The organism is Stieleria tagensis, from assembly GCF_024129865.1.
Classification (GTDB): Bacteria; Planctomycetota; Planctomycetia; order Pirellulales; family Pirellulaceae; genus Stieleria; species Stieleria tagensis.
This window is the reverse complement of sequence record NZ_JAMYFE010000033.1, coordinates 65,022-78,298: the sequence shown is the minus strand read 5'-3', so window position 1 is coordinate 78,298 and position 13,277 is coordinate 65,022. Positions and strand designations below refer to the sequence as shown.

The 13,277-nt window shown below is 56.7% G+C and carries 9 protein-coding genes and 1 tRNA gene; 5 read left to right on the top strand and 5 right to left on the bottom strand.

Annotation, left to right across the window (positions count from 1 at the left end; genetic code table 11):
• Positions 1-368: 368 nt before the first annotated feature.
• Entirely contained in the window at positions 369-908 is a 540-nt protein-coding gene (locus NHH03_RS06775; protein WP_253155003.1) for a hypothetical protein, read from the top strand.
• Positions 909-920: 12 nt separating this feature from the next.
• Here NHH03_RS06775 and NHH03_RS06770 read toward each other — a convergent pair whose 3' ends face one another.
• Both NHH03_RS06770 and NHH03_RS06765 read right to left on the bottom strand, forming a co-directional pair.
• Positions 921-2,351, bottom strand: coding sequence for a DUF1501 domain-containing protein (locus NHH03_RS06770; protein ID WP_253155002.1), 1,431 nt, complete (start codon positions 2,349-2,351; stop codon positions 921-923).
• Between the two features lie 5 nt (positions 2,352-2,356).
• Positions 2,357-5,347 carry a PSD1 and planctomycete cytochrome C domain-containing protein gene (locus NHH03_RS06765; RefSeq protein ID WP_253155001.1) on the bottom strand — a complete coding sequence of 997 codons (2,991 nt, stop codon included), beginning with the start codon at positions 5,345-5,347 and terminating at the stop codon, positions 2,357-2,359.
• Between the two features lie 168 nt (positions 5,348-5,515).
• On the opposite strand from NHH03_RS06765, the gene NHH03_RS06760 reads away from it, so the two are divergent.
• The 3 genes from NHH03_RS06760 to hrpB all read left to right on the top strand — a co-directional run bounded on the left by NHH03_RS06760 (position 5,516) and on the right by hrpB (position 10,220).
• A complete protein-coding gene (locus tag NHH03_RS06760; RefSeq protein ID WP_253155000.1) occupies positions 5,516-6,463 on the top strand; it encodes a GDSL-type esterase/lipase family protein in 948 nt (315 codons plus the stop codon).
• Between the two features lie 77 nt (positions 6,464-6,540).
• The gene (locus NHH03_RS06755; RefSeq protein WP_253154999.1) at positions 6,541-7,668 is read left to right on the top strand and encodes a hypothetical protein; all 1,128 of its coding nucleotides are present in this window, start codon (positions 6,541-6,543) and stop codon (positions 7,666-7,668) included.
• Positions 7,665-10,220 carry an ATP-dependent helicase HrpB gene (hrpB, locus tag NHH03_RS06750; protein WP_253154998.1) on the top strand — a complete coding sequence of 852 codons (2,556 nt, stop codon included), beginning with the start codon at positions 7,665-7,667 and terminating at the stop codon, positions 10,218-10,220. Before NHH03_RS06755 ends, hrpB begins: the two co-directional genes overlap by 4 nt.
• 73 nt (positions 10,221-10,293) lie before the next feature.
• Here hrpB and NHH03_RS06745 read toward each other — a convergent pair whose 3' ends face one another.
• Together NHH03_RS06745 and NHH03_RS06740 are read right to left on the bottom strand one after the other, a co-directional pair.
• Positions 10,294-10,905 (bottom strand): PRC-barrel domain-containing protein, encoded by a 612-nt coding sequence (locus tag NHH03_RS06745; RefSeq protein WP_253154997.1) that lies wholly within the window; start codon positions 10,903-10,905, stop codon positions 10,294-10,296.
• Positions 10,906-10,971: 66 nt separating this feature from the next.
• Entirely contained in the window at positions 10,972-11,175 is a 204-nt protein-coding gene (locus tag NHH03_RS06740) for a CsbD family protein (protein WP_253154996.1), read from the bottom strand.
• A 423-nt stretch (positions 11,176-11,598) separates the two neighbouring features.
• Between NHH03_RS06740 and NHH03_RS06735 the strand changes: the two genes are divergently transcribed.
• Positions 11,599-11,684: transfer RNA gene (locus tag NHH03_RS06735), tRNA-Leu, on the top strand.
• A gap of 219 nt (positions 11,685-11,903) precedes the next feature.
• Here NHH03_RS06735 and NHH03_RS06730 read toward each other — a convergent pair.
• Positions 11,904-12,875: a hypothetical protein gene (locus NHH03_RS06730; protein ID WP_253154995.1), complete on the bottom strand. Its 972-nt coding sequence runs from the start codon at positions 12,873-12,875 to the stop codon at positions 11,904-11,906.
• Positions 12,876-13,277 lie beyond the last annotated feature (402 nt).

The following is a 13,277-nucleotide window of genomic DNA, read 5'->3' as shown; positions in this document are numbered from 1 at the left end:
ACAGGTCGACGCTGCTTGTCTTGCGCCGACGGGATGGATAGTGCGGGAAAAACGCCAAGGAACTAAATGGAAAGATTTCATGAAAGCCAGTGAAAGAAGAACGACTCGAAAGTCCAATCGCGCTGTCGCCTTGGGGATCAAAGGCAAACGACTAGAATGGATAGCGGGATGACAAGGGCAACCGGTACCGCTGGCGTGCGGCAAGCCAGGATGCACTAGAATACTCCGTCAGTGGAGAAACGAGCGAGGTCGATTCAGAAACGTTTCGGCATTCTTGGCAACCCGAAACGGCCGATGCTCTTACGGGCGGCAAGCCAAACGTTTCCTTTTCCACCACCAATCCTACTGGCGCAACACCAACGCGACAAATGAATCGATCTGAAAACGTCCCGCCGAACCCAGCTGATGCGGTGCGAAAATCGGAATCTCAAACGCCAGAGGCGGAAAATCCGCTGGGCAGCGATGCACCGGTGACAGAAACCCCTGCAACCGATGCCCCGTTTGTCGCCAAACTGGTCGACACCGATGCATCTGGCCCCACCGGCGACGAGGTTTCCGCCGAGGCTGAAATCCGTAGCGGATCTCCCTTTCGCATTGACCCGCCGAACTTGGTCGAACCAGAGTTGCCCGACACCGCCGCGGCCGACGCGATCGGGGCTCCCTACGGAGATTTTGGACCGTTCCTTTACACCGCGATGGGGGCTTCGACCGCCGCAGTCATCGTGCTGTTGTTCGCCGCACTGGGAACCTGGTGGTTTCCCATCGGCGGCGCACTGGTCGCCGCGTTGGGAATCGTGCTGTCGATCATCGGACTGTTTTCGCCCCGCCGCTTTCGCTACGCAGCAATCGCCACCCTGGCCATTCACATGACCCTCTTTTGTTTCAGCTACGTGCGTTCAATGGCCTAACCCTGCGTCGCATCACGACAATAGTTCTTTGACCACCCGCGCTGGTTCGACACCGGTCAGTCGAAAATCCAGGCCTTGAAATTTGAAGGTCAATCGATTGTGGTCGATGCCCAGCATGTGCAACATCGTGGCGTGAAAGTCACGAACGTGGACTTTGTCTTCGACCGCGTTGTAACCGAATTCGTCGGTTGCACCGTACGAGGTGCCGCCGCGCACACCGCCACCGGCCATCCACAACGAGTAGCCTTTGATGTGGTGATCGCGACCACTTCCCTGGGCCATTGGGGTGCGCCCGAACTCGCCGCCCCAAACGATCAACGTCTCGTCCAACATGCCCCGCTGCTTTAAATCTTTGACCAGTGCTGCGGTGCCTTGATCGACCAGTTCGGCGGTTTTGGCCACCCCATTTTTCACTCCGCCATGATGATCCCAACCGCGATGATAGAGTTGGATGAATCGCACACCACGCTCGGCCAACCGCCGCGCCAACAGGCAATTACTGGCGAAGGAACCGTCGCCGGGCGTGCAGCCATACATCTCGATCGCTTTTTGGGTTTCTCCCGACATGTCTGTCAATTCGGGCACCGAGGCCTGCATTCGGAACGCCATTTCATAGCCAGCCAATCGCGTGGCGATCTCGGGATCATTCAATTCCTGGTTACGATTGCCGTTGATTTGCGAGACCGTGTCGACGATGTCTCGCTGCTGGCCGCGGGTGACGCCGCCAGGGTTTTCGACGTAATGAACGGGGCTGCCACTGGCGTGCATCTGAACGCCTTGGTATCGACTGGGCAAAAATCCAGAATGCCATTGTCGTGAACTGATCGGCTGGCTCTGCCCCCCACCCTCGCTGGTCAACACGATGAACCCGGGTAAGTCCTCGGTTTCGCTGCCCAAACCGTACAGCACCCAAGACCCCATCGACGGCCGCCCACTGATCGCCGTACCAGTGTTGAAAAACGTGTGCGCCGGATCGTGGTTGATCTGTTCGGTGTGCATCGATTTGACCACACACATCTCGTCAGCCAACTGTCCGATCCGCGGAAACACCTCGGAGATCAACAGTCCACTTTCGCCACGCCGCTGAAACGAATGTTGTGGCCCCATCACTTTCAGTTCCTTGCCCTGCAACTGTGCGATCGGCTGGCCAGCGGTGATCGACGGCGGCATCAGCTGGCCATCCAGCCGTGCCAATTCGGGTTTGTAGTCGAACGTTTCCAAGTGACTGGGGCCACCGGCCATGCACAAATGAATCACGCGCTTCACACGCGGCCGGTGGTGCAGTGATTCGAGCAACCCTTGGTGGGCGGAAACGCCCGCGGAGGGTGCCGCGAATGCATTGGTGGCTTCGGACCGCAGTAACGATGCCAATGCGACCGAACCGATTCCGGTCCGACGCAGAAAGGTGCGGCGGGCGAGCCGGCGTTGAATAGGATTCATCATCTTCTCTAGTAGCGTGTGATCGTTTCGTGCAAGTTGAGAATGGCCCGTGCCACATTCGTCCAGGCGGCCAACTCGGCTGGGTTCAAATCCGTAGCGACCTCACTGGCCCCCTGTGAGATCAGCTTCGTCGCAGCATCAGCGTCTGCCTGATAGGCCGCCAATTGCCGTTGGTACAATTGACACAGCAATTCACCAATGGCTGGATCAGGTTTCCCTGAGAGCGCGCATCGGTACGCCCAATCAACGCGCTGGTCAGTCGCTTCGCCACCCTCACGCATGATTCGCTCGGCGAACACCCGCGCGGCCTCGACGAAACTGGGATCGTTCAACAACACCAGTGCCTGCAACGGTGTATTGGATCGTGCTCGCATCGCCGTGCACTCTTCGCGACTGGGCGCATCAAACGCTTTCAACATCGGGTGCAAAAACGTTCGCTGCCAGTGCGTGTACAGTCCACGACGGTACTGGTTTTTCCCTTCGTCGGCGGCATATTCACGGCGAGGAAAATTCAGTTGCGCGTAGTAGCCCGGTGGTTGGTAGGGATGCACGCTGGGACCACCGATCTGCTCGACCAATAATCCGCTCACCGACAACGCGGTATCACGGACCACTTCGGCATCCACGCCGAAGCGACCTTGGCGGGCAAACAAATCGTTGTACGGATCACGTTGCACCATTTCGGCAGTGGGAGTCGACGACCGACGATAACTTTCACTGCTGACGATGGTGCGGATCAATTGCTTGATGTCCCAACCCGATTCGACAAACTCGATTGACAGTGCATCTAACAGATCGGGGTAGGACGGGTAGGTTCCCTGGCCGCCAAAATCATCCACGCTGGTACAAATCCCACGACCGAACAACAGACTCCAAACGCGATTGACCATCGTGCGCGCGGTCAAGGGATTGTCATCGCGACACAGCCAATTCGCCAAATCCAGACGCGTCGCTCGTCCATCGACCTGCAGATCTCCCAGGAACGCGGGAATCGCTGCCTGCACGATCTCGCCAGAATCATCCATCCAATTCCCACGCGGAAGGATTCGAATCGGACGTGGCGAAACCGATTCCGAGACCACCGTTAGAGGCGCCGTCTCCAACCGTTTTTCACGCTTGTCGGTGAGCGCCTTGATTTCATTTTCCAGGGCGATCATCTCTGCGGCCTGTGCCAGGTAGTGACTGCGAAGCACATCCTGTTGCGCCGTGGTGCGGTCATCGGCAGCGACCTGCAACGCCTGGACAACCGGCGGAGGGAACTGTCCCACGGTGATCACACCGGCGTCGTCCCAGTGAACCAACCCGCCAAACTGCGTGAACGCCATTCCATTGACTTTTGCCCCCGGCGCCAGCCCGACTTCGTCGGCATCGACCTCCAAACGCACCCAGGTACCCGCTTCCGGCAGTTCACCGGCACGCTGATAGGCGACATCACTTTTGGGTTTTCTGCCATAGCTGATTTCATCACCGCCCCAAACCTTGCGATGACTCCAGTTGCCGTCATTGAACTGCAGCATGATGGCCGCTGGCGGATCGTTGGAATTGAGATGGACCCAAGCATAAAAACGCGTGTCCGGTCCAACGACCAGCGGTTCTTTGGCATCGCTGAACAGATGTTGCACCAAACCGTCACTCTGCTGTCGCCGGGCACTTTTTCCGCGGTGAACGGGAACGTCATCGCCCGACACAAATCCTAAGTCGCCCGATGGGCTCGCATCCAATCGCAGTTGGTCGTCGATCCAGGCCGTCTCGATTTCGCGGCGGTCATCCAGTTTCGATTTGGCCGTGTTTTCCCAGGCCGGTTGGCTGGCAATCAGTTTTTCTGTTAACCCCGGGATGCGAGACCGCGTCTGTTGGATTTGCAGATCCAACTGATCCAATTCCTGCTGCAAGGCATTGCTGGGAACACGTATCATCGGTGGACGACTGCGTGCACTGTAGACGCCTCGCTCGTCCAGGTCGGCAAAGAACGCACCTAGCGAATAGAAATCGCGTGCCGTGTAGGGATCGTATTTGTGATCGTGACACTGGGCGCAACCGACCGTCGCCCCCATGAAGACCTGGGAAACGTTTCGTACCCGATCGGCAAAGTAAATCGCCAAATACTCCTTGGCTTGCGAACCACCTTCTTCCGTCGTCTGGTTCAATCGGTTGTACCCCGATGCGACGCGCTGTTGCAGGGTCGCATCGGGCAGTAGATCGCCCGCCAATTGTTCTCGCACAAACTGGTCGTAGGGCAAGTTGTCGTTGAATGCGTTGATCACATAGTCGCGGTAGGGCGATTGAGAAACATTTTGGTCACCGTGGTAGCCGACGGTATCGGCGTATCGCACCAGATCCAACCAATAGGTTGCCATCCGTTCCCCGTAGCGAGGCGAGTTCAACAGTCGGTCGACGAGGTTTGCATAGGCATCCTCGGACCGATCCGCCAAGAACTGCTCGACTTGATCCGGTGTCGGTGGGATCCCAGTCAGATCCAACGCCAATCGACGGATTAATGTGATCGGGTCGGCCGCCGCAGCCGGCGCGAGAGCCTCCTGGTCGAGTCGATCTGAGATCACACCGTCGATCAACCGCGTCGCATTTTGACCGGCCCGCTTGCCCGTGATCGCATGCATCGGCGTGTAAGCCCAATGCGGTTCATAGACGGCTCCCTGGGCGACCCAGCGAACGAGAAGTTGTTGTTCCTGATCCGTCAGCGACTTGTGCGAATCGGGCGGTGGCATTTGATCATCATCGCTGGACAAGATTCGCCGCACCAATTCACTCTCATCCGGCGCCCCCGGCACGATGGCGCCCAATGACGGATCAGTGGCTTCTTCGGCCAGATCCAATCGCAACCCGCCCTCGACGGTCTCGGCATCGGGACCATGACAGGCAAAACACTTGTCGGACAAAATCGCCCGAATGTCACGATTGAATCGAATCGATTGCTCAGCGGCCTGACCCATCATCGCGGTGACGAAACAGGCGGACGCCGCGATCAAACAACGAAACATACGGTTATCCGAGGTGGGGAAAAATCCGCCCAGCAATCGGCTGCGGGGCGTGACGTCGGTGGGTGGGGGCCTGACAGTGCCTACAATACGCTAAGTGACAGACAGGCCATACGGTTGAGGGACCACCATTTTATGCCCAACCCACAGTCTTCAACGGCATCAATTGGTTTGATTCGCCGAATTTTGCGAACACTCGCCATCTGTCTAGCCGTCGGCGGCAGTTTATTGTGCTTCCCACATTGGCTGCCGTGGATGATCGCAGGTTGGATTTTATTGCACGCAGCATTGATCTGGCGCGGTATGCCAGCGGTTTGGCCATTGGCGACCTGTGTGTTGATCCTGTTGATTCGTTTGTCCCCCCACACCCCGGCGATGTTGCTGTTGGGGGGTGGAATGCTAGTCGTTGCGGGAGGACGCCGCTATTTTCGCCGCGGCGCCGACCCACACCCTTGGACGCGGCCGGCTGGTATTGCGGTGCTCGTTGGGCTGTGGGGATTGATGTTCATCGAGTACCGCGCAGCAGCCAATTCCAGTCGCTCGCCCAGCCTGGATCCGAACCGGCCGATCGTTTGCATCGGCGATAGCTTGACTCAAGGCATGATTCCTGACCGTGGCTATCCAGGTCAACTGGAACAGCTACTACGGGTCCCAGTGATCAACCGCGGTGTCTCGGGGATTTCCACTGGGCCTGCGATTGGAATTGTCCAGCGGGCGATGGAACTGAATCCGCAACTAGTTGTTTTGGAACTCGGTGGACACGATTTTTTGAAATGGCATCGCCGCTCCACGACCAAACGGAATCTCGTGAAGATGATCGAGATTTGCCGCCGGAATGACGCAGAAGTTGTCTTGCTGGAAATCCCTCGTGGTTTCATGATTGATCCCTACGCCAGTTTAGAACGCGAGATTGCCTATCAATACGACGTTCAATTGGTTGACGACCGTTGGCTGCGGCAAATCGTGTTGATGAGTCCCGCGGCGCCACCAGGCATGTGGATGAAAGACCACCAATTGAGTGACGACGGGATTCACAGCAACGCTCGAGGCAGCCTGGCGATCGCGCGCAACGTGGCTGACGCAATTGTGAAACTCTATGGACCACAAGTGCTGCGATGAGCCGCAAATTTCATGGCAAGCCCTGCTTTGCGGCGCGCTTCAGCGGTACAATCAATGCAACCCCGTGGAGATACGTGATGCGAATTCCCAGCTTGCCGACAACCCTGCCGTTGATGATTTTCATGGTTCCCGCGCTGGCCTGGGTATCAGACGTCACGGCGCAAGATTTCCAATTGGTCGAACCCAGTGGCGTGATTTCCGCGGACGTGTACTTTCGCCCCGGTCAAATGATTGTCAACGATGCCAACGGCATTCAGTACACCTTCAACCGGGATCGCAATTTCGATTCCTACGACGGGCGCTATGTCGGGTACTTGGAACCCAGACTCAATCGGGTCGTTCGCTTTCCACGATCCGGCAACGGACCCATGCAGGTGACAGATCTCGACGACGCTTTTCCGAGTTACGTTTTCTCTCGGCGGAGTGTGCGTCGAGTGGGACGTGATGACGGTCGTCCCGGACATCCTCATCGCCCACCGGGCGCCTACATCCCACCCTTTTTCAACAATCCCTACGACCACGTTGGCAATGGGTTTGGCTACCACAGCCACGCAACGACGTTGGGCATTGGCCCCCGCCCCTTCCCATCGCATGCATTGCCACCGGATCGCTACTACCGACCACCGCTGCAAACGATCGTCTTGGATTCCAAGATCGTTCCACGACCACCGCTACAACCCGTCACATTGCAGCTGTTCAATTCCGGACGCCGCGAAATTCGTGTCACGGTCACCGATCGAGCCCAACCGAATGCGTCAAAGCTGCTGCGGATCGCTCCCGGCGCTTCGTCTGCGTTTGTCGTGCAACGTGATACGGGATCCGATCGAGTTCGACGTGTTCAAACCTATGCTCCGGATGGGTCACAGATCATCCGCACGATTTCGACACCTATTGATCCAACGCCACGATACGAAATCGTTGTCCACGAGTGGAATTTGCAATCCGTGGCAATTGATCGAACCGGCAAGAGTCCGAACGTGATCGAGGACACACAGTTTCAGGGCCGTGGATTAGGGCGTTTTGAATTGCCGCCAGGTGACCAGGTCAGCGGTGGAACGTTGGATGTCGTCCAGGCGGCCGTCGAGTCGCAGAATGCGGGCAGCGTCGCTCCGATGCTGGACAATTCCGACGGGCCGACTTCGTCACGTCCCCTGTCACCGCTGGAAGAGATGATCCGGCAACAACGCAACGCCAGTGGAAAATGATGCCAACACAGTTGCCGGTTCACGACTGTTTGCCACAGGTTCTGGCAGCGGTCGGCGCAGGAAAACCGGTCGTCTTGCGTGCGCCCCCAGGGGCGGGGAAAACCACCGGTGTGCCGCCGGCATTGCTCGAGTGCGATGATCTACCGCCCGGTCAGATCCTGTTGTTACAGCCGCGACGAATCGCCGCGCGGGCGGCCGCGAAACGGCTTAGCCAACTCGCCGGCCGCCCCGTGGGTGAACGGTATGGCTATCACGTCCGCTTTGACCGCAAGGTATCGAGCGACACCCGCGTGATCGCGATGACAACGGGCATCCTGCTGCGGCGATTGACCGCTGATCCATTACTGGACGACGTCAGTTGTGTGATCCTAGACGAATTCCACGAGCGTTCCTTGGAAATCGATTTGGCCTTGGGAATGCTGCAGCGGATTCGGGCAACTCTGCGTCCCGAACTACGCCTGATCGTGATGAGTGCCACGCTGGACACCGAACCCGTCACTCGATTGATCACCGATGCGGAAATAATCGAAAGCCACGGCCGAGCGTATGATGTTGACATTCGCTACCAAAACACGATTCCTCGCGGTGCACTCTCGCGCGACGCGATTGCCAACCAAGTGGTCGATCGCATTCCATCGGCGCTCGACAGCAGCAGCGGCGATGTACTGGTTTTCTTGCCAGGCGTCGGTGAAATCCATCGCACCGCGACGACCCTGCAAAATCGATTGAAACTTCCCGATGTCCAGGTCTGTAAACTGTACGGCGAGATGGCGGCTGACGACCAAGACGACGTGCTGGCACCGTCCAAGTCTCGCAAGATCGTCTTGGCTACCAATGTCGCCGAGACGTCGATCACGATTCCCAACGTCACCTGTGTGATCGACAGTGGTCTCGCGCGGGTGATGCAATACGATACGTCGGTCGGGATCCCCTGTTTAAACCTGCAACCGATCTCCAGAGCGTCCGCAGACCAGCGGGCCGGGCGTGCCGGGCGAACTGCCCCCGGGATTTGTTACCGCCTGTGGTCAGCGGCGGTGCACCGTAGCCGCGTCGATCAGACGGCCCCTGAAATCGCTCGCGCCGATCTGTCATCGGCGATTTTGATGCTGGCCGCATGGGGTGAACGAGACGTCCTGCAGTTCCCGTGGGTGACACCGCCCGCTCAGCACGCCATTGATGCAGCCACCTTGCTGTTGCAACGACTGGGCGCCATCGATTCGAAACTTGCAATCACCGAGATGGGATTGCAAATGAACCAGTTGCCCGTTCACCCACGGCTCTCCAAACTGATGATCGCGGCGGCGCAATGGGGATGTGTCGTCGAAGCGTCACTGGCGGCTGCACTGCTGTCCGAACGAGATCCGCTGCGCCGCGATTCAACGCCACAAAACACAGCACCACAATCATCGATCGAAAGTGACTTGCTAAGCCGTGTTCTACGATTGCAGCAACATTTGGAAGGCCGACCCGATCCGGCATTTCATCCGGGTGCTGTGAAAACGATCGCGCGTGTTGCGTCACAACTGCGCCGCATGGTTGAAACCGAGTCGACTTCGCAGCAGTCTGCTGCTAGTCGTGATTCGCTAGAACAGCGTTTTTCACAGTCGTTACTGGCTGCTTATCCCGATCGGCTGGCAAAACGTCGTCAATTCGGATCCGACAAAGGACTGATGGTCGGTGGACGAGGCATCCGCGTGGACCGAACGTCGCTGGTCCGATCGGCCGATCTGTTCGTTTGTGTCAGCGCGGAGGGTCGCGGCGAAGAATCATTGGTGCGGATGGCGTCCGCGGTCCAACCCGAGTGGCTGCCCGACGACAACATCCGAATCAAACAAGAGCGTTTCTTCCATCCGACACTCAAAGCCGTGGTCGCTCGCGATCGACAATTCTTTGAAGACTTGATGTTGAAAGAGTCTCCCGTCGAATGCCAGGCCGACCAGCAAACCACGGCGATTCTGTTTGCAGAAGCCAAGCATCGACTCGACGACATCCTGCCGGTCAAAGACAAATCGCTGCAAAGCTTCATCGCCCGCTGGCGTTTCGTGTCGGATCAATCAACGTCCGCTGAATTGCCGTGCACAATCGACGATGCACTTGCACAGACGCTGCTGGAATTGTGTGCAACGCGGACCTCGTTCAAAGAGCTCGCCCAAGCGCCCTGGCTCGATCATTTGCGGGCGAAACTTGATTACTCGCAACAGCTATGGCTGGACCAGCATGCTCCCGAAGTGATCACCGTGCCGAGCGGAAATCGCATTCGTGTCGAGTACCCAACCGGCAAGCCACCGGTATTGGCCGTTCGAATTCAAGAGATTTATGGTTGGACCGAGACGCCTCGACTGGCTGGCGGAACGGTTCCAATCCAACTGCATTTGCTAGGACCGAATCGTCGTCCGCAGCAGATCACCGATGATTTAAGCAGTTTCTGGAGCACGACCTATACCGCGATCCGAAAAGAGTTAAAGCGACGCTATGCCAGGCATCATTGGCCGGATAACCCCGCCAATGCAACAGCCACCCACAACGGTCTGAAACCCAAAACCACAACGTAAACGATCGCCTTGCGCAGTGACTGCACAAGACGATCGGTCGTTTTGAAATCCGTTTCAGCTGATTCGGATCGGACTATTCGCGGTCGGAATCAACGTCTACGTCGACTCCATCACGATCAACGTCCACGTCGACCCTGCCGGATCCATCACGCAGTCGCTGACGCATGTTACGTCGTTCGACGCCGTATCGTTTGTCCAACTGACTCGTAAAGCTTCGGTCGGCAAAGTTCGGCCAGTTGTCATCATCGAATCCGGCGTCGCCTTCGAGTTGCTGCTGGGTGACATTCAACACCATCACATACTCGTCTTGGTCATCCGCGTCGCGTTGGTACTTGAATGCCTCGAACGGGACGGCAAACAGTTTGTCGCCGACGCCCAAGAATCCGCCGTAAGTGACAGCCGCGTAGCGGACCTTGCCGGTCGAGGTATCGAAGACGATATCATTGATCTCGCCAACGCTTTTGCCTTGAGCGTTCTGGATGTTCATCCCAATCAATTGACTCGCTCGCACCGCCGCGCCTGGCGTTCTGGCGTCCATCCGTGCGGCTGCCGACGGGTCGGTCGGGTTGACCGGGCGCTGCCGTTTCAGACGCTCCTTTTGAGCTGCGTCCTGAGCGGTTAGCGGAGTGACCGTTAGACAGGCTAGAGCAACCAATGCGAGACTGTAGTGAAAGAAACTTTTCATAATATTTGATCCGGTGTGTGAAGAGGAATTTCGATTAGCTGGGGAAGTGCAGTTGGCAAACAGTGGTTAGCAGTTACAGGACGATTCAAACTCCTTGACTTGCTTTTCAGCTTCGTCGCGGGCGACCCCGTAACGCTCTTGGACCTTGCCGACCAGCTGGTCTCGCTTTCCGGCGATCACATCCAATTCGTCATCGGTTAGCTTGCCCCATTTCTCTTTGACTTGGCCTTTGGCTTGTGTCCACTTGCCTTCGATGGTGTCCCAATTCATTTCAAACTCCCGTGTTGTGTTGATTTGCAATTCACGGCGACATGGGTGCCGCGTCGAATCAAAAACAGATGCATTTGATGTGCCAATCGGTAGCGAACCGGTGCAACCTGGGGCCGGCGACAGTGCCATGAAAGCCAGCGCCGGAGAATCGTTTCAACAGCTACAGACCGCGAAAAAGCGAGATTGGCATGGCTGGGAAAACGATTTCAATTTTGCCACTTAGAATTGGAACGCGACCGTTACCAGTGCGTTTTCGCCGCCAAAAATGAGTGCGAGCAGGTTCCATGTTGGTCGATCACAGACCAGCAACCGATCGACAGCAGCCAAGGCCAAAAATTGGGCGGTGGTTCCCTGTTCAAACCGAACCACCCCAGGCTAAACTTGCGTCCGAGTTTGCAAACCCCTTTCGATTAGCTCGCGCCCGCCCGGGTGGTGGAATTGGCAGACACAGGGGATTTAAAATCCCCCGGCCGTTTAAGGCTATACCGGTTCGAGTCCGGTCCCGGGTATTTCCAGCATCATTCGCACCGCAGCAGGAATCGACTGTCGTGGATCGCTCCGTCGATCCAACGTCCGCTGTGCACGTCATGCCACACCCGACCAGCACCAAGCGTCAAAAGCGTCAACACGCACTGTCCCGGGAATCGCCAGTGATTTGGCCGGAACAACCGAACGATTGGTTCACACATCACCGATGGCCGCGCAGGCGACTCTGACCCAACCGATCGCTATCGTTTCTGGTCACGTTGGTCGATTTCTGACGCTGACTGAAAGCTTAGCGTTATTCGCGTCTTACCATTGCTTCTTTCGCTCATGCCTAGGCGTAGCATGTCTTTGGATGGATTGCGAAAAGTCAGAACCAATTGCCGGGAATTCACTTCCCGGATCGGGTTTTCCGTCGTTGCTTTCCATTCCGATGATGCGAGTGCGTTTTTGTAGAAAGAGATGACCGCATCAACGCTTCCCAACGCGACTAGCTGCAGGCGATTGTCTTCGGACTGGTACAATACCGATTCCGAATTGGGCGGGACCGGCAATTCTGCTGGCATCTGCCGAGTCCAATAAGCAATCCTGGTTTTCCCCGGTTGCCTTAGGCTTGTGACCGAAGCGGTCAGAAGTACAGCGTTCTGCTTCATATCCATCGCATCGCCCCTCGTTCCATACGGTTGCCATCCCTGTTCCGTCAGCAGCGCAAGAACTAATTCCTTCGTCTCTTTGACATTGCCGGTGATCTCAAAGTCTGCAACGTTAAAATTTGTTCGGATGTGTTTCGCGCCGCTAGGTACCGGAAGCGTACTTACATTGACGTTACCATTGTTTTGCAGCACCACCACGGCTTTGCCTGGTTCGTCGTGCATTTGGACATCAACGAAGAGATGGAATCCTGAGCGCGTGAATTGCCCGTCTCCATTTGGTAACTCATCCCACTGCCGCTCAAGCAGGTTTCGGCGTTGAAATTCATACTCGCTTTTTATGTCAAACGATTTCAGACGCACCACATATTCCAAGCGAGCGACTGTTCTCGCCTGTATTTCCAAAACGTTGGGCAGGAGTGGAAAAGTTGAGAGATTGATTACTTGTTCGGCTTCCGCTACTGAAGCGGGCTGCTGAGCCAGGGAGGCTTCGGCAATCATGGTCGCAAACACGAACATCAGAAAGAGGATGCTGAGTTTGAGCAGATTCTGACGGCGATAAAACACTGAGGAGTGTGCGTGTCGCGACTGGGAGAAAGAGGGGTCGAGTGTCATTCTCAAGTGTAGATTGGAAACGTTTGCTGGTCCTCGGCGCCGAAAAGTCAATGCCAGAACGAAATGCAATCTATCCGGGTACCGGAGGTGCACGGATAGATCGGGCGTTGAACTTTGTCGACCATCATGTGGATCGGGTTGGCCCGGAAGCGATCCGCGTCAGAATGATTCTATCGCAAAGGATCGCTGTGATGTCATTCCCGCAAAAGACAACCGCAACAAAAGAGATGCTGCGGCGGGCGATGATTCCGTTGCACCTTCCACCTGCTCCGCATACCACGACAGACATCGCTGATCTTCACGCCGAACCAAATCCCGCCAACTGATCCAAACGAAGCCGATTGATGAGGGACC